Origin of the sequence: Pseudomonas kurunegalensis (assembly GCF_030291635.1) — a bacterium.
GTDB classification, from domain to species: Bacteria; Pseudomonadota; Gammaproteobacteria; order Pseudomonadales; family Pseudomonadaceae; genus Aquipseudomonas; species Aquipseudomonas monteilii.
Window position 1 is genome coordinate 4,494,371 of sequence record NZ_CP127871.1, and the last position, 18,856, is coordinate 4,513,226.

Here is an 18,856-nt window from a genome sequence, read left to right on the forward strand (position 1 = left end):
AATACGCGCACCGCAGGGCCAGAGCGGAGACGCGATGGTCCAGATCTGGATCATCTTCCCCACAATGAAAAGGGCACCACCCCGGATCAGGGTAGTGCCCGTTTCAACTTGATCTGCTCGGCTTGAAATCCAGCCGAGTTCAGCGGGGCCTGTCGAGCAGGAGCTTGAACTGGGCCATGTACGTGTCATTGTCGATGACGCTGCAGTTGAACAGGCCGGTCAGGTGACCAATTGCAATGCCGACCTTTTGTTCGGCGTCGATCGACCGACCCTTTGCAGCCCTCACAGCCTCCTTGACCGCCTTCTCGACCATTCGCGTCCCGGTCCAGTACACATCCAGCCGCGATTGGTCGCTGAAGTCGATGGTTCCCGCGCCGAGCGCCCGGTACCGCAGCCCCATCAGGGCCAGCTCCGCCAACTGCTCACCATCGAGGCCGGACAAGGCTGGGTGACTTGAGTATGCAGCGCTCACTGGTCACCCCCTTGCGCGTCCTCAGCTTGCGAGTTGATCGCCACCTGGACCGCCGCGGCCTCCACTATGCCAGCGATCATCTGTCGCGTGATTTCGCCGCCCAGGATGATCTCGTAAGTCGCTTGGTAGATCATCTGGCACAGGATCACCTCGATTGGCAGGCCGGTTTCCCTAGCGCGCCCGCACACCATCTTGTAGAGAGCGCTGAAGAGGTCGCTGTTGTCGTCAAGGTCGGGAGCATTGATCATTGGGCACCCCCGATAGCATCCATGCTGCTCTTGAGGCGCTCGCAGATGCCGTCAAGGATATTGGCGCGGTCCTCGGCCAGGTAATTGCCAATGTCGGCCAACTGCTTGATGCGGTCGGTTGAGCCGGCCTTACCATCCTCGGCCTCACGCTTGATAACCCACATGAGCGTCTTGAGCCATTCGAACTGGCCCATATCCGATTCCAGGTCCCACAAGGCGCCCTCACCGGTGATTTTGAGCGCCTTAACCTGCTCTGCGACTTTGAGTTGTGGCTTACTGCTGGTATCTTGTTTAGGTTGCATGACGTGTACCTTCAAGTGTCGTCGTGTGGCAGGCCCTCCCGGTGCTCGAACACCGGGAGGGCCACCTTCAAATGTGGGGAAATCCCACCCTTTACTGCTTGCCCTTCTCGTTCAGCCACCCGATTGCCCAACTGATGGGGTCTTTGCTCCCCTGGGGCTTAAGTGGCTTGCCGTCTAGCGCCGCCTGGCGCCCTTCCTGCTCTGTTTCCTCATGAATCCATAGTGCGGTTAGCCGAAACCCAGCTTCGCGCTGACGCTCCTTGTAGAGCCTCTGGCGCTCTGCCGCTGAGCGAGGCTGTTTCTGCTCGTCGGTCATCAATATCTCCGTTACTAGTTACGATGAACCAATAATGGATCAGCGTGACTAGTAACGCAAGGGGTTGGATGAAATTATTTTGCACCCCTCTCGAAGGGGGTGACCAAAGTGACTCTTCCTCAAATTGAGGATGTATCCATTTCTGGATGAACCAGGCCGATGCGTCCAAAGCTGGACGGATCTCTCCCGGAGCGGGTCAGCGAGATGTGAGCAAAGCTGCTCAGATCTCCTCAGGTATGAGGGCATCTCCATGGCGGCGGATGTGCTCAGATTTGAGCGCATCTATCGGCCCGGCTGTCGCTCCAGCGAGTGCGCTGAGGGGCAAGTGGTAGCCTGATCGAGACCAGTGCCCCAAAGCACGCCAGGAGCCGGATATGGAGCCCGAGATCATCCACATCCCAGAGCTTGCCCAGATGCTTGGACGATCAGAGGCGGCAATCAGAAGCGCGAGGCAGGCTGGAGCCGCCTGGCTGCCGCCATCATTCAAACAGGGCAGTCGCATTTGCTGGCGGGTCAGTACGGTCAGGGAGTTCTTGCGAGAGTGGGAGAGCGGGCTTCACGCGTCAGTCAAACCTGGGCGGAAACGCCGACCTCCTCCAACCCTTGCCAGCGTGAAATAGCCCCGCCACTCACCGCGGCGAAACTACCAAAATCAGTCGACTCGACATGATCCAGCGTGTGGAAAACAACACACCGTGTAGGAATCGACACACTGGAGATCGGCTGAAATTCCAGCTGATGCCCTTTCGCGACCTTCTCGTAAAAGCCTGGGCGGGAACTCCCACTTTGGCTAAGCCACAATTCCGACCCGGCTAGTCCACTTCTGGATCTTAAGTCCGAAAATCGGACCTCAAGCCTGGCGCCTCATGGAGCTGGCTTGAGCGCGCTCATCCAGGCGGAAATGTCGGATTGAAGCCAGGCCACAGAGTTCGGTCCAATCCTCACCTGCTCGGGGAATGTGCCCTCTCTCATCCGTCTGTAGATCGTATTGCGGCTCAGGCCGGTCACACGCACGACCTCAGCGATTCTCAAGAAGCGGTCATATTCGGCCGAGATCATTTCGCCCTCCACCGTCCGACTGCGGGTAGGTCAATCATATTCCTGACAGCAGGCTGGAACAGGTAATTGTGACGGCGGCTCACATTTGAGCCATCGGCATTTCAAATGGGGTTGGACAAAGTGCGCACCCTGCCTTTTCCTCGATGTGAGGAAATCCCACTTCGCTGCAGCCAGCCCGGGAAGGTGGTGCCTGAAGTCGGATTTTCCGGCATCAAGCCCAACCCCCAATGGGGTACGGGGCGCGATTTCAAATCGAACCCCTCCTGCTCGCCGGGTATTCCCCCGCTGGGGGTGAACGATTCGTTCACCTGGTGGCCGGGGGTGTCCTCAAGAATGATGAGACTGTAACTACCCAGCAATTGGGTTGTTTCTCGCCACTGGTGGATCACCTCGAAACTGCCGGCATTCCGGTAGTTCGCGCACCACGAAACCGAACCTCATCATTTTGTGGCGCGAGGTTTTCACCAGCGGTGTGAACCTGGCCATACCTCGAAAACTTCGTAGTTTGGCGGCTCGTATCATTTAGGGTTGTCGCTACATAGTGCAACGAAAAAAGACCTCTCAGAGGCCTGGAAATCAGGCTTATTCGTCCCGTTCTGTCCCGTTGCGTGTATCACCCTAGGTGTACCCATAAAGCACTGGATAGAAAGCCAGATACGGCCTAATTTGACCTCTGCAAGGCTTTCAACAGCTATCAGAGGAATGCCCCATGACAGCCCCCACCAAGGCCCGCGGCCAGCAGATCAAGCCAACCATTGCCGAAGTGAATGCGGCCTGGGCACGTCTGCGCGATGCCGCCGGGAAAGGCGACGTTCACGCCAACGCTTTGCTTATCGCACTGGCTGAGCAGCGACCAGTAATGAGCCTCCCGGCCTAACCTCACCAAGGAGAACCATATGTTCGAGAAGATCACCACCATTGTGAACGGCAGGGATCGCATTCTGGCCGTTTGGCAGGGAGATCAGACCAGTGAGCTCTACAACATCGCCAAGGCTGCCGGCCGCGAGGTTGAGCACACCGCCCTGCGCCTCGGCCGGATCACCAGCGACGCCCGCCTGAGCGCCGAAGCGAAGCGCGATGACCGAAAATCGGCTGGCGTGGACAGCCTGCGCAGCCTGGCCAAGTTCTCGACGCGCCTGGAGGCGCTGCGGGGCGACTATCAGCAGCGGATGAATCGCCTGTCGGCCGTGACCCCCTATCGCGATGGCGACACCTCCACCCCGCTGATCGATATGGAAATCGCTCGCAAGCTGAGCTCCATGGACGACGCGAGCGCACGGCGCCTGCTGCTGCTCACCGGTGAGCAGCCGCGACTCACCGAGGCCGTTTTGCGCCTTCCCCCCTTCCTGTCTGGGCTGAATGACGCCGAGCACCGCCGTATCGCCAACGTCACTTTGGAACGCGCGAACCCGGAAGCGTTTGCCCTGATCACCCAGGAAGGCGAAGACCTCGATTCGGCAACAAAGGCGGTTAGCAAGGCATTCCGCTTAGTCGTAGAGGTCACTGGTGCAGAGCTGGTTACCCAAATCGAGGCGGCAGGTGATCGGGCCGAGTTCTTGGTCAACGCTGATCCAGAAATTGTACGCGGCCTGTCCGGCGCGGCCTGAGTTCGGCCAGGCGCTACCAACACCCGAAACCGAATCAAGGAGAAAAATAATGGCAGTAAAGACCCTACGCGCCGTATCTGGCGGCAAAGAGCGAATCGTCGGCCTGTGGCGCCATCCAGAAGACGGCAAGTTTGCCGAGGCTTTCCGGTTCGCCCGTGAAGCACGCAGCCACGTCGAGGGCTTGCAGATCGCGCACATGAATATCAACAGCGATGACCGCCTCTCCGACTCAGCCAAAGCAGGCGATCGATACAAGGCCGCAAAGGAACGCCTGCACTTCATCGGTCAGTTGCAGCGGGGCCTCGACGCACTGCGCAGCCAGCACCTTGAGCGCGCCTCCCGGCTCACTGCGGTACCACCCTACCGCGACAGCGATGCGGTGTCTGTGCAGATCGACCTCGCATTGGCCGCCCAACTGCGCGCGATGGAGCCAGCAGCCCGAAACGCAGCTTTGCTTGCTGGTACCCATCAGGTGTTTGTGAACGCCGCTCTGCGGCTTCCGCGCGAGCTAACAGGCATCAGCGCCGACTGGCACGCCAGGGTTTTGAAAGAGGCCATTGCCCGGGCTCACCCCCGCGAGGCTCAGGAAGTCGAGGATATGACCCAGGCTATCGAAGACGCCCAGGAGGCTATCCGGGTAGCGTTCGACATCATCCAAGGCGATTCCGGCATGAGCCTGGACGACAAGGTTGATGCCGCTGGCGAGAGCGCGGCAGCACTGGTAACTGGTGTCAGCCCCGGCACTGTCGAGCGCATCAGCGAGCGCCTCGCAGCCCAGGCCAAGGCCGAGGACGACGCAGCCGACGAGGAAGAGCAGCGCCTGCGCGCCCAGATCGCCGGAGGCCTGGCTTGACCGAGAGCTCAGCAAAAGAGCCCAGGGACAACAAGGGGCGATTCGCCCCTGGTTTCTCCGGCAACCCAGGCGGCCGCTCGGGGCTTACCCAGGCCCTACGCGATCAACTTGCCGAGGGCTCTCAGGCAGTGGCCAGGAAGGTGATGGCGGCAGCCAAGAAAGGCGATATGCAGGCCTGCCGGCTGATCCTGGAGCGCCTGGTGCCACCGATCAAGCCGACCGCCGAGCCAGTCCAGTTCGAGCTGGACGACACCGACCTGCCAAGCGCGGCGAAATCCATCCTCAAGGCTATTGCCGCTGGCGACCTCCCTCCCGACCAGGGCCGGCACCTGATCGAAGGATTGAGCGCAGTGGCCAGGGTGATCGAGGTGGCCGAACTGGAAAAGGCCGTCGAAGAACTCCGCCAGCAGGTAGAGGAGATGCAGCGATGACCATCAAGGGTCTGAAGTCAGAGATTCGGCGCTTGACCTCACGCATCGGCGCGGATGAGGAGCCGATCTCCATGGTCACGATCGCCGTTGTAGATGCCAGCAGCGGGGCGGGCTCGATGGACTTTCCAGAGATCGTTGGCCATTCGCTCAGCTATCGAATCCAGGGCCAGTACGAGACTTTTTTCTTCCCCTTCACCGACATGACCAGTGAGCAGGCCGAGGGGATCGCTCACGCCATCATCCTGCACACCCGCCAGGTCGAGCGCCTTGGGCGGCTGTTCCCGGCAGGAATCTTCGACATGACACTTGAGCAGGCTGGCTCCCGCCGCATCAGCCTGCCACCACCGGGCACCACTACAGCGGAGTATGCCGCCGAGATCTATCGGCAGGTCATCGAAAGCCGCACCGCACCACTCCCGCATTCCGAGGATCGGCCATGAGCGTGAAAAACAGCATCAGGGGCTTGCAGAAGCAAGTCCGGCGCACCGAGCACGACGCGACCGTCGCGGCGATAAGCCGGCTCATGGATGAGTTGTCGGCAGAGGCGGCCGGCGGCTCAAACGCAGCCGCTGGTGATCTGGAAACCATTTTCGAAAGCGCGGAACAATCGCCTGGTCGAGACGATTCCGCCCCTGTGGAGAAAGCCAATGGCTCAGGAATCCCGTCTAGCAGTAACAATTGACTCGCGCGGCGCGCAGCGCGATGCGAAATCGCTCACGGACAGGCTCAATGCGATGGAGGCCGCGGGCTACAAGGTAGATCCTGCAATTCGCAAGATGAGTCAGTCCATGGATCAGATGGCCTCAAAAGCATCTGGGGCCGGCTCCAAGCTCAAAGGTCTTGAGGGGCAGGCTGGAAGCTTTGCGCTAGTAGCCTCTCGCCTGGCTGCACCGCTGGCCGCAGCTTTCAGCGCCGCAAAGTTCGCCATGGCGGCCGAGCAGTTCACCAACCTAACCAACCGCCTGCGCCTGGTCACCGATGGAACTGAGCAGCTGGCCTATGCCCAGCAGTCTGTGTACGACGTTGCGCAGAACTCAAGGCAATCACTTGACACTACGGCCCAGGTCTATCAACGGGTAGCCCAAAACGCCCGGCAACTTGGGCTCAACTTTGCTGATGTCGCGAGTATCACCGAGACGGTCGCCAAAACTGTAGCCTTGAGCGGTGCCAGCACACAGGCGGCCGATGCCGCTATGGTGCAGTTTGGTCAGGCCCTGGCATCCGGCACGCTCCGTGGCGACGAATTGAACTCGATTTTGGAGCAGACCCCGGCGCTGGCCCAGGCCATTGCTCGCGGGCTTGGCGTCACCATCGACCAACTTCGCACGATGGGGGCAGAGGGGAAGCTGACCTCTGAAGCAGTCGTGCAGGCCCTTCAGAACCAAAAGGATAAGGTCGACCAGCTCAGCTCGGCGATGAAAATGACGGTCAGCCAGTCGATGACCGCCTTTAACAATGCTGTCATCGCTATGGCCGGCAGGCTCGATGAGGCCTCCGGTGCCAGTAGCAGGCTGGCCACCGGGATATCTAGCCTCACCCGTGCACTTGAGGGGTTCAGTACCGGCGAGTTCTTCGATTTCTTCCGCGCAGACAAGCAGACCATTGCTGGCCTCAATAACGAACTGGGCGTGACTATCGCGGGTATTCGTGACCTGCAGAACGCCAGGTCTCGCCTGGACAAAAGCGACCCTGGCGATACGGTGCTGTTCAAGTTTCAGCTCTACGACCGAAAGGAAATTGACGCGGAAATCGCCAACCTGGAAAAGAAGGCCGGCTCAATTCGATCGATCGTCGCCGAGATGCGAAGCCCAGGGCAGCAGAAGCCACCCGGGGAAGACGCAGCGGCGCCGGTAAACGCCGAATACGAGAAGCTACTGGCCAACCTCAAGAAAGCAGCCGCTTTGCAGGGGCAGAACAGTGAAGCTGCGCGGGTTCGCTATGCCATCGAAACCGGTGAGCTCGGAAAATTGCTCCCCGAGCAGGAAAAGTTGCTGTTCCAGTACGCCCAAGAAAAGGATGCGAAGGAAGCCGCCGAAGCGGCCGCAAAAAAGCTTGGCGCAGCGAACGCCAAGGCCAATGCAGATGCAAGCAAGGGCCTTCCTGAGGCTATCGGCTTGTTCTCGCGGCTGTACGGTCAGTACGACCCGGCAGCACAGGCTGTGCGATCTCTTACGATGGAGCAGCAGCAGCTTCAGCTCGCCCTCGACAAGGGAGCGATCAGTCAAATCGAGTACAGCAAGGCAATTGCTCAGGCCTCCCTGAACTATGCGTCCATTGTTCACGGTCAGGATCAGCACCTCCTCAGGCTGAAGCAGATCAACGACGAATACGTCAAAGGCCAGAGCCTGGCTGAGCTCTACGCCCAAGCGGCAGCAGCTACCGGGATACAAGGCCCGGCTGGCAAGATCGCACAAGCCGGTATCGACGCATCCATCAACAGCCAGATTTTCAGCGGTAAGCCGAACACCTCGCAGATCGACGCCGTCATTGGCGGAGCTGGGTCTGAGCTGATGCGGATGAGCCAGGAGAATGAGCAGCTCCAGGCCTGGTACGACCAGCGCATCGCCATGTACCAGCAGTATCGCGAGCTCGAGGTAGAAAATGCTGCTCAGTATGACGAGACAATCCGACAACTGGAGAAGCAGCGCGCAGCTGACACGCTCAACAACGAGCGCTCCATGAGCGTTGCCCGGCTGTCGCTGGCCGAGGGTATGTTCGGCGATCTGACGAGCATCGTGGGCGCCTTCGCCGGCCAGCAGTCCGGAGCCTACAAGGCGATGTTCGCGGTGCAGAAGGCCGCGTCGATTGCCCAGTCAATTATCAGCATCCAGACCGGTATCGCGATGGCAGCAGCGAACCCGTTCCCGCTCAACCTGGCGGCGATGGCATCTGTGGCAGCTGCTACCGCGTCGATCGTTGGCAACATCCAATCGGTCGGCCTCAACCTGGCTACCGGTGGCTATGTTCGAGGCCCAGGCACTGGAACCTCTGACAGCATCCCCGCAAACCTCAGCAACGGCGAGTTTGTCGTCAATGCCGCAGCCACCAGGCGCAACCGCCAGTTGCTGGAGTCGATCAACTCAAACGAGCGTGTTTCGGTGTACAGCGGGTCAAGCGCGCCTGCAGGCGCTCAGCGTTCGGGACAGGCCGGTATCGCCCCCCAGGTGAAGCACGAGGTCTTCATCGTGAACAACAGCAACGCGGTGGTGGAAACCAGGACCGGTGAAGGTGGCCGGCTTGAGGTGCTCATCCAGGAGGTTGAGAACCGCTTAGCGGATCAAGTAGCTACGGGCTGGGGGACATTCACCCAGGCTCTTGAGCAGTCATATGTGATGAAGAGGAACATTGATTGAAAGCGATTGATTTGGACAAAGAGCAGTTGGTGAAAGACCTGGTCGACTTCTTTTGCAGGCGTTGCGGGCTTGGGGATGTGAACGAAAATACCCCGATGCACGAGATCCGAGCGCGACTGGAAAAAGCCGGAGAGATGGTTGGACGAACCGTGGCAGTCGTAACCCACGAAGGCCCAATCGGCGCTGATATCGCAATCAAAATCAGGCATGAGGAGCGGTTTTACAAAGAGCGATGCAGCGGTGCTGCAAGAGTCTGTGGGCCCCATGGGGCGCTGAGAAGGATCTGGGACGAACGGGCTGGGCGAGGCTGACCGTTCTCTTGGGTATGCCTAGGCTGATACGGGCAATTTGAGCCTTTATCAGCCTTTTCGCTTGATAAGTACCACCCAAAATGCAACAGTATTAGGACAACACCCTAACTGATACAGGTTGCACTATGTTCATCCGCGCCTACCTCCGAGCATCCACCGACGAGCAAGACGCCGGCCGCGCCCGGGCCTCCCTAGAGAAGTTCGCCAGCGACCATAACAAGGTCATCGCCTGTGAATACCTGGAGAACGCCAGCGGTGCCGCCGCAGATCGACCGGAGCTGCTGCGCCTGCTCAAGGATGCCCGCAAGGGTGACGTGCTGCTGGTCGAATCCATCGACCGCCTCTCCCGCCTCCCCGCTGACGACTGGGCCAAGCTCAAAGGTGCGATTGACGCCAAGGGCCTGCGCATCGTCGCCCTGGATCTGCCCACCAGCCATCAGGGTATGCGCGACACGCAGGGAGACGAGTTCACCGGCCGGATGCTGGCCGCTATCAACTCGATGCTGGTGGAGATGATGGCGGCGATCGCTCGGAAGGACTACGAGCAACGCCGCGAGCGCCAGGCTCAAGGTATCCAGAAGGCAAAGGCGGCCGGCAAGTATCAGGGCCGGCCAGTGGACGAGGAGCTGCACAAGCGGGTCAAGGAGCTGCTGGGTGCCGGCCTGGGCATTAGAGGTACCGCCAGACACGCCAACTGCTCCACCACCACGGTACTGCGCATCAGAGATGCTCAGTGAGCCAAGCTTCCTTTGGTCAGACAGTGATCCTTAAACTCAACCCGCGAAAAAATGGTGACGCCGTATTTATCTTCAAATATCGATCGTCGGCCATGATTTACATAAGCCTTCGCATCCCCGGTCACAAAAACCTTGTTGCCAGTGCGTATGTGGGCTTGGAGGATCAGGGCATCACGCAGCTGATTGACTTGCGGTGGCGTCAGGTTTTCTCTTTTTTCAGGTGGCGGGAAGCTGCCGCTCGAGATGATCCGAAGGACATCCTCGAAGATCTCAGCGTCTTCGACTCCTCCGAAATGAGCTCCCCAAAACGACTCGCCAAACATCGCGGATTCCGGGACCCGGGGAAGGCTCGATGCTTGTTCTAAGAGATCGGTTATTGCAAGTTCGCGATAGGTGACGCTGATGATTTGTAGGGCGTATCCGGACGATTCGGCAATCGCCTGGAGATCATCTATAGGCAGGATGTTGGTGTCGACTGTAACAGCTTCCATAACGAACGCCTCCATTTTCGCACCCATGGCGCACCCACAGACGCGAAGTTGATTAAGCAAAAAACGTTACAAGCCTTGAATTTAATGGCGTCCCAGGCAGGAATTGAACCTGCAACCTTCCCCTTAGGAGGGGGATGCTCTATCCAATTGAGCTACTGAGACGCAAGCGCCGGCAGCGAGCGCTGCACAGCGGGACGGCCAGCATGTTAACCAGCATGCTGGCGTTTGTCATGCACCTACCTGGCTTTTTCGCGTAATCCTTTTCTGGCACGGCTACACCGGCGGCAGCGCACCTTCATCGCGGAGCAGCTTGAACAGGGCCGCGACCGCTGCCTCCAGGCTTGTCGAGTTGTCCAGCACATGCACCGAAGGATCGGACAACGCCTGCAAACGAGCACTGCGCGCCAACCTCTGTTCTACCTCCTCGGCGCTTTCGCGGCCCCGGGCCAGCAAGCGCTGGCGCAGCACCTGCGGCTTGACCTCGACCAGTATTGCCAACATGTCCGGGTAACGCTGACGCGCTTCGGGCAGGTAAGCCCGCGAGCCATTCACCAGCACCGCCTTGCCCGCCGCCAACCACTGGTCCACCTGCCGAGGAATCCCATAACCCAGCCCATTGGCCCGCCAGTGCATGGCAAACGCACCCTGCGCGCACAAGGTTTCAAACTGTTCGGCCGTGACCCCTTGGGCAGCTTCGCCCTTGGCTTCGGCCGAGCGGGTGATGACGCGACGGGCAATTTCTACCCCAGCGGCCGCCAGCCGCTCACGCGAAGCGTCGATCAGGGAATCTTTTCCCGAACCTGACGGTCCTACCAGAAATATCAGCCGGCCTGTCCCTGATCGGCGGTCGCTTGCGTCATGTTGCATAGCCACTATGCTCTATGGAGGGAAACCGGCGCATTCTAGGGGTTTTCCTCTCCTTTTGCTGTGTTTTACCAGTTTTTGACGGCAAAAGACTGACGGTCAGGCAAGCCGGAGCATGTAAAACTTTTCAAACCAGTGCTCATTTCTGATAATTGGTACTGGCATAAAGCCTTTATCCGGCTCACTATTTGTCACAGAATTGACGCCAAGGAAACGGCGACCATGAGGCAAGATGAGCATCCATTTTTCACTGACGGTTGAACATTTTGTCGTCGCCACGGTCGTACTTCCACCCCGTGCGGCCAATTTGAGAACCGCTTCCCCTGAACCAAACTCCGGTCAATTTATATGCGCCCAATGAAACAGGCTATTTATTCGAGCCGCACCGCTGACAAGTTCGTCGTCCGCCTGCCAGACGGGATGCGTGAGCGCATTGCCGAGGTAGCGCGCAACCATCACCGCAGCATGAACTCCGAAATCATCGCGCGCCTGGAGCAGAGTCTTATCCAGGAAGGTGCGTTGGGTGACGAGCTGAGCATGCGCCTGGACAGCCCTGAGCTGTCCCTGCATGAGCGCGAGTTGCTGCAGCGCTTCCGCCAACTGTCTCACCGCCAGCAGAATGCCTTGGTCGCCCTCATTGCTCACGATGTGGAAATGGCCGCCGACGCCTCCTGAGGCCTGCAAGCGAGCACAAAAAAGCCAGCGTAAGCTGGCTTTCTTGTGGGTGGCTGGTTCTGGCGAGCCTACAGCAGGAACAAGGTGGCCAGACCGAGGAAGATGAAGAAGCCCCCACTGTCGGTCACGGCAGTGATCATCACACTCGCCCCCATCGCCGGGTCGCGCCCCAAGCGGGCCAACGTCATCGGGATGAGCACACCCATCAACGCCGCCAGCAACAGGTTCAAGGTCATCGCTGCGGTCATCACCACGCCCAGCGACCAGCTACCGTACAACCAGAAAGCCACGGCACCAATCACTCCGCCCCACACCAGGCCGTTGATCAGCGATACTGCCAACTCCTTGCGCATCAGGCGGCTGGTATTGCCCGGCGATACCTGGTCCAGCGCCATGGCGCGGACAATCATGGTGATGGTCTGGTTACCCGAGTTGCCACCAATACCCGCAACGATCGGCATCAACGCAGCCAACGCCACCAGCTTCTCGATCGACCCCTCGAATACCCCGATCACTCGCGAAGCGAGGAACGCGGTAATCAGATTGATCGCCAGCCACGCCCAGCGGTTGCGGAACGAACGCCAGACCGAGGCGAAGATATCTTCCTCCTCACGCAGACCCGCCATGTTGAGGACTTCGCTCTCGCTCTCCTCACGGATCAGGTCGACCATCTCGTCAATGGTCAAACGGCCGATCAGGCGCTCGCCCTTGTCTACGACAGGTGCCGATACCAGGTCGTAACGCTCGAAAGCCTGCGCCGCATCATAGGCATCTTCCTCGGGCTGGAAGGATACCGGGTCGGTCGCCATGACCTCCGCCACCTTCTTCTCCGGGTCGTTGACCAGCAGGCGCTTGATCGGCAGTACACCCTTGAGGATGCCGTCGTAATCGACCACAAACAGTTTGTCGGTGTGGTTGGGCAGTTCTTTCAGGCGGCGCAGGTAGCGCAGCACCACTTCCAGGCTGACGTCTTCGCGGATGGTGACCATCTCGAAGTCCATCAGCGCACCGACCTGCTCCTCGTCGTAGCTCAGCGCCGAACGTACACGTTCGCGTTGCTGGGCATCGAGGGTTTCCATCAGCTCATGGATAACGTCGCGCGGTAGCTCTGGGGCCAGGTCGGCCAGCTCGTCGGCGTCCATCTCCTTGGCGGCGGCCAGCAGCTCGTGATCGTCCATGTCAGCGATCAGCGATTGACGAACCGAGTCGGATACTTCCAGCAGGATGTCGCCATCGCGATCCGAGCGCACCAGCTGCCAGACCGTCAGGCGGTCTTCCAGGGGCAAGGCTTCGAGGATATAGGCGATGTCGGCGGGGTGTAGGTCATCGAGCTTACGTTGCAGCTCGACGAGGTTCTGGCGGTGGACGAGGTTTTCCACCAGGTCGTTGTGCGCGCCTTCCTGGCGGTGAGTCAGGTCTTCGACCACACGCTGGCGCTGCAGCAGTTCGACCACCTGGGCCAGGCGATCCTGCAGGCTCTCTTGCGCTTTTTTTACTTCTACTTCAGTCATAGGCGAACTCCACTCCCAGCAGCGGAGCACGCCGGGAGAATCAATCGGTCAGATCTTTCTGTATGAATCGTGTTAGCGAGTAACTACTGGGTAAGTCCATGGTGGTTTTCCACAAGCCCCGGCGGGGCTGACGGGCGCAATCATACACTGCTAAAGCTGTCAGATCGCTTAAATTTTTGGCCAGAACAATCGTTTGCGTGATAAAGCTAGGACAACGCTCGAAGCTATCAGTGCGACGGTTGTTGTGGATGGGAAAGCACATTTGTTTGAGGTGCCGCACAGCGGCGCCAAGCTACACCACAATCATTACAGAAGAGCGTAGATCGACATCACCAACAATTCATTGGCGCAGAAAAACAAAAAGCCCGCTCAAATGAGCGGGCTTCTTGATGGTGTATGGCGGACTCAGCAGGATTCGAACCTGCGACCGCTCGGTTCGTAGCCGAGTACTCTATCCAGCTGAGCTATGAGTCCGTGGTGGTAGTTTTAGACCAGGTTACCACTGGTTGACTGAAACAGCTTTGCAAGCAGAGCCACTTCAAAAATTGGCGGACTCAGCAGGATTCGAACCTGCGACCGCTCGGTTCGTAGCCGAGTACTCTATCCAGCTGAGCTATGAGTCCGCGATTGGCAGTTTTAGACCAGGTTACCGCTGGTTGACTGAAGCAGCTTTGCAAGCAGAGCCACTTCAAGAAAGTGGCGGACTCAGCAGGATTCGAACCTGCGACCGCTCGGTTCGTAGCCGAGTACTCTATCCAGCTGAGCTATGAGTCCGCGATTGGAAGTTTTAGACCAGATACCGCTGGTTGATTGAAGCAGCCTTGCAAACAAAGCCACTTCAAAAGTGGCGGACTCAGCAGGATTCGAACCTGCGACCGCTCGGTTCGTAGCCGAGTACTCTATCCAGCTGAGCTATGAGTCCGTGTCTTGCCGCGCATTATAGGTCGCTGAAACATTTTTGCAAGAACGTTTTCGTTTAAAATCAACGACTTAGCGTTCTTACCGTTTACAGCGCCCTACGCAAATAATGGCGGTGAAGGGGGGATTCGAACCCCCGATACCCTTATGAGGTATACTCCCTTAGCAGGGGAGCGCCTTCGGCCACTCGGCCACCTCACCGCAACACGAGGCGAATATTAAAGAACCTCTTTCACCTTTGCAACCCTTTTTTTGAAAAAAACTTCAAAAAAATTAAAGGCTTGGCTCTTCATCCTTCTCCTTCTTGATCCGCAGGTAGATTTCCTCGCGGTGAACAGCCACTTCTTTCGGGGCGCTGACGCCAATACGCACCTGGTTGCCTTTGACGCCAAGCACCGTCACGGTGATCTCGCCGTCTCCAATGATCAGGCTCTCGGCGCACCGACGAGTCAGAATCAACATAGCTTTCTCCTTACGCAAAACATTCAGGGGTAACAGTCTTGGGTATCAGGGCCAGTCGTGGACGACGACGGGACCCCGGTTACGCGCCACACAGGGCAGGACAGGGCCTGCGTGGCGAGCAGAAACGCGAAGGGCGCGGCACCAGCCGCGCCCTTCCAGGCAGCGCCTTACTCGCCCTGTCGGGCAGGAGCGTCGAGCTCGAACGCGGTGTGCAGCGCGCGTACGGCCAGCTCCAGGTACTTCTCTTCGATCACTACCGAGACCTTGATCTCGGAGGTGGAGATCATCTGGATGTTGATGCTCTCCTTGGCCAGGGCTTCGAACATGCGGCTGGCCACACCGGCGTGCGAACGCATGCCGACGCCAACGATCGAGACCTTGGCGATCTTGGTGTCGCCGATCACTTCACGGGCACCGATTTCGCGAGCGGTGTTTTCCAGCACGCTTTGCGCCTTCTCGTACTCGTTGCGGTGTACGGTGAAGGTGAAGTCGGTGGTGTTATCGTGGGCAACGTTCTGCACGATCATGTCCACTTCGATGTTCGAAGCGCTGATCGGGCCGAGGATCTTGAAGGCCACGCCCGGGGTGTCCGGCACGCCGCGAATGGTCAGCTTGGCTTCATCACGGTTGAAGGCGATACCGGAAATGATCGGCTGTTCCATGGATTCCTCTTCATCAATGGTAATGAGGGTACCCGGACCCTCCTTGAAGCTGTGCAGCACGCGCAGCGGGACGTTGTACTTGCCGGCGAACTCCACCGAACGGATCTGCAGCACCTTGGAACCGAGGCTGGCCATTTCCAGCATCTCTTCGAAGGTGATCTTCTCCAGGCGCTGAGCCTGCGGCACGACGCGCGGGTCGGTGGTGTAGACGCCATCGACGTCGGTGTAGATCTGGCACTCGTCCGCCTTCAGCGCTGCCGCCAGGGCCACGCCGGTGGTGTCGGAGCCGCCACGGCCCAGGGTGGTGATGCTGCCGTGCTCGTCCACACCCTGGAAGCCCGCTACCACGACCACGCGGCCTTCCTTGAGGTCGGCGCGAATCTTCTGGTCGTCGATCTGCAGGATGCGCGCCTTGTTGTGCGCGCTGTCGGTAAGGATGCGCACCTGGTTGCCGGTGTAGGACACCGCTGGCACACCACGCTTGATCAAGGCCATGGTCAGCAGGGCGATGGTGACCTGCTCACCGGTCGACACGATCACGTCCAGTTCACGCGGAACCGGCTGATCGGTGATCTGCTTGGCCAGGTCGATCAGGCGATTGGTTTCACCGCTCATGGCCGACAATACAACCACCAGGTCGTCGCCCGCTTCACGGTGTTTCTTGACCTTTTCGGCTACCTGCTCGATCCGCTCGATGGAACCGACAGAGGTGCCGCCAAATTTCTGTACGATCAACGCCATTTCAATGGTGCCTCAGCCCATACAGGGCCCCAAAAAACAATCCAACATGAAGAGGCCGGCGACTAGACCACCGGCCCCTTCATCTCAAAGTCCCTGCTCTGCGAATGGCACGGCCAGCGCCAGGGCCTGGTCCAGTGCAGCGACGTCGACGCCACCACCCTGGGCCATGTCCGGACGGCCACCGCCCTTGCCACCCACCGCCGCAGCGGCTTGTTTCATCAGATCGCCAGCCTTGAGTTGGCTGGAGAGGTCCTTGGTTACGCCGGCCACCAGCACAACCTTGCCCTCATGCTCGCTGCCCAGCAGGATCACTGCGTGGCCGAGCTTGTTCTTCAGCTGATCGACCAGGGCCAGCAGGGCCTTGCCGTCCTGCCCATCCAGGCGGGCAGCAAGCACCTTGGCGCCCTTGACCTCAACGGCCGCGTTGGAGAGATCGTCCCCGGCGGCGCTGGCGGCCTTGGCCTGCAGCTGTTCCAGCTGCTTCTCCAGCTGACGGTTGCGCTCGAGCACAGCCGACAGCTTGTCGATCAGGTTGTCGCGGTTACCTTTCACCAGTTGCGCGGCTTCCTTGACCTGCTCTTCGGCAGCGTTCAGGTAGGCCAGCGCTGCTGCGCCGGTAACGGCTTCGATACGGCGTACGCCAGAGGCCACGCCGCCTTCGCTGATGATCTTGAACAGGCTGATGTCACCGGTGCGCTTGGCGTGGATACCGCCGCACAGCTCCACCGAGAAATCACCGCCCATGCTCAGTACACGCACGGTGTCGCCGTACTTCTCGCCGAACAGCGCCATGGCGCCTTTGGCCTTGGCGGTTTCGATGTCGGTCAGCTCGGTTTCCACCGGGGTGTTCTTGCGCACTTCACGGTTGACGATGTCTTCCAGTTGCTTGATCTGCTCTGGTTTCACCGCCTCGAAGTGGCTGAAGTCGAAACGCAGGCGCTGGCTGTCGACCAGCGAGCCCTTCTGCTGTACGTGCTCGCCCAGCACCTGGCGCAGCGCTTCGTGCAGCAGGTGGGTGGCGGAGTGGTTCAGCGAGGTGGCCTGCTGCACGTCGGCATCGACCTTGGCCTCGACCGGCGAACCGATTACCAGCGCACCGCTGGCGACCACGCCGTGGTGCAGGAAGGCACCGCCAGTCTTGGTGGTGTCGCGCACGTCGAAGCGCGCAGCGCCAGCCTGCAGGAAGCCGGTGTCACCCACCTGGCCACCGGATTCGGCGTAGAACGGCGTACGGTCGAGCACGACCACGCCCTGCTCGCCTTCACCCAGCTGGTCAACGGACTGGCCGTCCTTGTACAAGGCGATGATCTTGCCCTGGCCTTCAGTGGCGTCGTAGCCGAGGAACTCGGTGGCGCTGTCGACCTTGACCAGGCTGTTGTAGTCCATGCCGAAGGCGCTGGCGGAACGGGCGCGCTCACGCTGGGCATCCATTTCGCGCTCGAAGCCGGCTTCGTCGATGGTCAGCTCGCGCTCACGGGCGATGTCGGCGGTCAGGTCCATCGGGAAGCCGTAGGTGTCGTACAGCTTGAACACCACGTCACCCGGTACCACGTCGCCTTTGAGCTGGGCCAGGTCTTGCTCAAGAATGCGCAGGCCCTGCTCCAGGGTCTTGGCAAACTGCTCTTCCTCGGCCTTGAGCACACGTTCGATGTGCGCCTGCTGGCTTTTCAGCTCTGGGAAGGCCTCGCCCATTTCGGCGGCCAGTGCGGCGACGATCTGGTAGAAGAAGCTGCCCTTGGCACCCAGCTTGTTACCGTGACGGCAGGCGCGGCGGATGATGCGGCGCAGCACATAGCCACGGCCTTCGTTGGACGGCAGCACGCCGTCGGCGATCAGGAAGCCGCACGAACGGATATGGTCGGCCACCACTTTCAGCGAGGCCTGGCCGTCGTTGCTGCAACCGATGGCCTTGGCAGCCGCCGCCAGCAGGTTCTGGAACAGGTCGATCTCGTAGTTCGAGTGCACGTGCTGCAGCACGGCGCTGACGCGCTCCAGGCCCATGCCGGTGTCTACCGACGGCGCTGGCAGCGGGTGCAGCACGCCGTCGGCGGTGCGGTTGAACTGCATGAAGACGTTGTTCCAGATCTCGATGTAGCGGTCGCCGTCTTCTTCTGGCGAGCCGGGTGGGCCGCCCCAGATGTCTGCGCCGTGGTCGTAGAAGATCTCGGTGCACGGGCCGCACGGGCCAGTGTCGCCCATGGTCCAGAAGTTGTCGGAGGCGTACGGGGCGCCTTTGTTGTCGCCGATGCGCACCATGCGCTCTTCCGGCACACCGACTTCCTTGGTCCAGATGTCGTAGGCTTCGTCGTCAGTGGCGTAAACGGTGACCCAGAGCTTTTCCTTGGGCAGGTTCAGCCATTTGTCCGAGGTCAGGAAGGTCCAGGCGAAGGTGATGGCATCGCGCTTGAAATAGTCGCCGAAGCTGAAGTTGCCCAGCATTTCGAAGAAGGTATGGTGACGCGCGGTGTAACCGACGTTTTCCAGGTCGTTGTGCTTGCCACCGGCGCGCACGCACTTCTGGCTGCTGACGGCACGGGTGTAGGCACGCTTCTCCGCGCCGAGGAAGCAGTCCTTGAACTGGTTCATGCCGGCATTGGTGAACAGCAAGGTCGGGTCGTTGTTCGGGATCAGCGAACTGGAGGCGACTCGGGTATGGCCCTGCTCTTCGAAGAAGCGAAGGAAGGCTTCACGGATTTCTGCGCTTTTCATAGGTTCTTCCACGGAAACGGCGGCCCTGGTGGGCAAACACGTCGACGAAACGACGGCAAAGGGCCGCATTATATCGGTCCTGCAATCTCGATGCAGTGTGTTTATACGATAGAAACCGTCGTTTGAACGGTTTT

The 18,856-nt window shown here is 59.6% G+C and carries 23 protein-coding genes, 6 tRNA genes and 1 pseudogene; 12 read left to right on the plus strand and 18 right to left on the minus strand.

Annotation, left to right across the window (positions count from 1 at the left end; genetic code table 11):
* Nucleotides 1-139 precede the first annotated feature (139 nt).
* From QQ992_RS20405 to QQ992_RS20420, 4 genes are all read right to left on the minus strand, one after another.
* Nucleotides 140-442, minus strand: coding sequence for a hypothetical protein (locus tag QQ992_RS20405; RefSeq protein ID WP_286110847.1), 303 nt, complete (start codon nt 440-442; stop codon nt 140-142).
* A 26-nt stretch (nt 443-468) separates the two neighbouring features.
* Entirely contained in the window at nt 469-720 is a 252-nt protein-coding gene (locus QQ992_RS20410; RefSeq protein WP_286110848.1) for a hypothetical protein, read from the minus strand.
* Nucleotides 717-1,022 (minus strand): hypothetical protein, encoded by a 306-nt coding sequence (locus QQ992_RS20415; RefSeq protein WP_286110849.1) that lies wholly within the window; start codon nt 1,020-1,022, stop codon nt 717-719. The genes QQ992_RS20410 and QQ992_RS20415 overlap by 4 nt, the downstream gene beginning before the upstream one ends.
* A gap of 91 nt (nt 1,023-1,113) precedes the next feature.
* Nucleotides 1,114-1,338 carry a hypothetical protein gene (locus QQ992_RS20420; RefSeq protein WP_060538772.1) on the minus strand — a complete coding sequence of 75 codons (225 nt, stop codon included), beginning with the start codon at nt 1,336-1,338 and terminating at the stop codon, nt 1,114-1,116.
* 374 nt (nt 1,339-1,712) lie between these two features.
* Between QQ992_RS20420 and QQ992_RS20425 the strand changes: the two genes are divergently transcribed.
* Complete coding sequence (locus QQ992_RS20425; protein WP_286110850.1) at nt 1,713-1,958, plus strand: helix-turn-helix transcriptional regulator; 246 nt, start codon at nt 1,713-1,715, stop codon at nt 1,956-1,958.
* A 244-nt stretch (nt 1,959-2,202) separates the two neighbouring features.
* Here QQ992_RS20425 and QQ992_RS20430 read toward each other — a convergent pair whose 3' ends face one another.
* Nucleotides 2,203-2,397: a helix-turn-helix transcriptional regulator gene (locus QQ992_RS20430; protein ID WP_286110851.1), complete on the minus strand. Its 195-nt coding sequence runs from the start codon at nt 2,395-2,397 to the stop codon at nt 2,203-2,205.
* Between the two features lie 709 nt (nt 2,398-3,106).
* On the opposite strand from QQ992_RS20430, the gene QQ992_RS20435 reads away from it, so the two are divergent.
* From QQ992_RS20435 to QQ992_RS20475, 10 genes and pseudogenes are all read left to right on the plus strand, one after another.
* Complete coding sequence (locus QQ992_RS20435) at nt 3,107-3,274, plus strand: hypothetical protein (protein WP_286110852.1); 168 nt, start codon at nt 3,107-3,109, stop codon at nt 3,272-3,274.
* A gap of 19 nt (nt 3,275-3,293) precedes the next feature.
* Complete coding sequence (locus QQ992_RS20440; protein ID WP_252460584.1) at nt 3,294-4,004, plus strand: hypothetical protein; 711 nt, start codon at nt 3,294-3,296, stop codon at nt 4,002-4,004.
* A 49-nt stretch (nt 4,005-4,053) separates the two neighbouring features.
* The gene (locus QQ992_RS20445; protein ID WP_286110853.1) at nt 4,054-4,857 is read left to right on the plus strand and encodes a hypothetical protein; all 804 of its coding nucleotides are present in this window, start codon (nt 4,054-4,056) and stop codon (nt 4,855-4,857) included.
* Nucleotides 4,854-5,000, plus strand: a pseudogene (locus QQ992_RS28155) (hypothetical protein); the annotation flags it as partial. The gene QQ992_RS20445 and the pseudogene QQ992_RS28155, both read left to right, overlap by 4 nt.
* Nucleotides 5,001-5,288 carry a hypothetical protein gene (locus tag QQ992_RS20450; RefSeq protein ID WP_286110854.1) on the plus strand — a complete coding sequence of 96 codons (288 nt, stop codon included), beginning with the start codon at nt 5,001-5,003 and terminating at the stop codon, nt 5,286-5,288. It abuts the pseudogene before it with no gap.
* Nucleotides 5,285-5,728 (plus strand): hypothetical protein, encoded by a 444-nt coding sequence (locus QQ992_RS20455; RefSeq protein WP_286110855.1) that lies wholly within the window; start codon nt 5,285-5,287, stop codon nt 5,726-5,728. The genes QQ992_RS20450 and QQ992_RS20455 overlap by 4 nt, the downstream gene beginning before the upstream one ends.
* Nucleotides 5,725-5,970 carry a hypothetical protein gene (locus QQ992_RS20460; protein ID WP_286110856.1) on the plus strand — a complete coding sequence of 82 codons (246 nt, stop codon included), beginning with the start codon at nt 5,725-5,727 and terminating at the stop codon, nt 5,968-5,970. The genes QQ992_RS20455 and QQ992_RS20460 overlap by 4 nt, the downstream gene beginning before the upstream one ends.
* Nucleotides 5,936-8,641, plus strand: a complete 2,706-nt coding sequence (locus QQ992_RS20465) for a tape measure protein (protein WP_286110857.1) — start codon at nt 5,936-5,938, stop codon at nt 8,639-8,641. The genes QQ992_RS20460 and QQ992_RS20465 overlap by 35 nt, the downstream gene beginning before the upstream one ends.
* Nucleotides 8,638-8,952: a hypothetical protein gene (locus tag QQ992_RS20470; RefSeq protein ID WP_286110858.1), complete on the plus strand. Its 315-nt coding sequence runs from the start codon at nt 8,638-8,640 to the stop codon at nt 8,950-8,952. Before QQ992_RS20465 ends, QQ992_RS20470 begins: the two co-directional genes overlap by 4 nt.
* A gap of 125 nt (nt 8,953-9,077) precedes the next feature.
* The gene (locus tag QQ992_RS20475; protein WP_286110859.1) at nt 9,078-9,689 is read left to right on the plus strand and encodes a recombinase family protein; all 612 of its coding nucleotides are present in this window, start codon (nt 9,078-9,080) and stop codon (nt 9,687-9,689) included.
* On the opposite strand, the gene QQ992_RS20480 is transcribed toward QQ992_RS20475, so the two are convergent.
* The 4 genes from QQ992_RS20480 to QQ992_RS20495 form a co-directional block, all read right to left on the minus strand.
* On the minus strand, nt 9,683-10,180 hold the full coding sequence (locus tag QQ992_RS20480; RefSeq protein WP_286110860.1) for a hypothetical protein: 498 nt from the start codon (nt 10,178-10,180) through the stop codon (nt 9,683-9,685). The genes QQ992_RS20475 and QQ992_RS20480 overlap by 7 nt on opposite strands.
* 85 nt (nt 10,181-10,265) lie before the next feature.
* Nucleotides 10,266-10,342, minus strand: a tRNA-Arg gene (locus QQ992_RS20485).
* Between the two features lie 111 nt (nt 10,343-10,453).
* Entirely contained in the window at nt 10,454-11,047 is a 594-nt protein-coding gene (phnN, locus tag QQ992_RS20490) for a phosphonate metabolism protein/1,5-bisphosphokinase (PRPP-forming) PhnN (RefSeq protein WP_286110861.1), read from the minus strand.
* Nucleotides 11,048-11,143: 96 nt separating this feature from the next.
* Complete coding sequence (locus QQ992_RS20495; RefSeq protein ID WP_146232438.1) at nt 11,144-11,323, minus strand: hypothetical protein; 180 nt, start codon at nt 11,321-11,323, stop codon at nt 11,144-11,146.
* Nucleotides 11,324-11,392: 69 nt separating this feature from the next.
* Here QQ992_RS20495 and QQ992_RS20500 point away from each other — a divergent pair, with 69 nt between their 5' ends.
* The gene (locus QQ992_RS20500) at nt 11,393-11,719 is read left to right on the plus strand and encodes an Arc family DNA-binding protein (RefSeq protein WP_003254499.1); all 327 of its coding nucleotides are present in this window, start codon (nt 11,393-11,395) and stop codon (nt 11,717-11,719) included.
* Nucleotides 11,720-11,787: 68 nt separating this feature from the next.
* Here the strand turns inward: QQ992_RS20500 and mgtE are convergent, their stop codons facing one another.
* The 9 genes from mgtE to alaS form a co-directional block, all read right to left on the minus strand.
* Complete coding sequence (mgtE, locus tag QQ992_RS20505) at nt 11,788-13,230, minus strand: magnesium transporter (protein WP_016711838.1); 1,443 nt, start codon at nt 13,228-13,230, stop codon at nt 11,788-11,790.
* Between the two features lie 397 nt (nt 13,231-13,627).
* Nucleotides 13,628-13,704, minus strand: a tRNA-Arg gene (locus QQ992_RS20510).
* 72 nt (nt 13,705-13,776) lie between these two features.
* Nucleotides 13,777-13,853 (minus strand) — tRNA-Arg (locus QQ992_RS20515).
* Nucleotides 13,854-13,927: 74 nt separating this feature from the next.
* Nucleotides 13,928-14,004, minus strand: a tRNA-Arg gene (locus tag QQ992_RS20520).
* Between the two features lie 71 nt (nt 14,005-14,075).
* Nucleotides 14,076-14,152 (minus strand) — tRNA-Arg (locus QQ992_RS20525).
* A gap of 106 nt (nt 14,153-14,258) precedes the next feature.
* Nucleotides 14,259-14,349 (minus strand) — tRNA-Ser (locus tag QQ992_RS20530).
* Between the two features lie 72 nt (nt 14,350-14,421).
* On the minus strand, nt 14,422-14,610 hold the full coding sequence (gene csrA, locus QQ992_RS20535) for a carbon storage regulator CsrA (protein ID WP_003254503.1): 189 nt from the start codon (nt 14,608-14,610) through the stop codon (nt 14,422-14,424).
* A gap of 167 nt (nt 14,611-14,777) precedes the next feature.
* Nucleotides 14,778-16,013, minus strand: a complete 1,236-nt coding sequence (locus tag QQ992_RS20540) for an aspartate kinase (protein WP_019099135.1) — start codon at nt 16,011-16,013, stop codon at nt 14,778-14,780.
* An 84-nt stretch (nt 16,014-16,097) separates the two neighbouring features.
* Entirely contained in the window at nt 16,098-18,722 is a 2,625-nt protein-coding gene (gene alaS / locus QQ992_RS20545) for an alanine--tRNA ligase (RefSeq protein WP_286110862.1), read from the minus strand.
* Nucleotides 18,723-18,856: the final 134 nt, after the last annotated feature.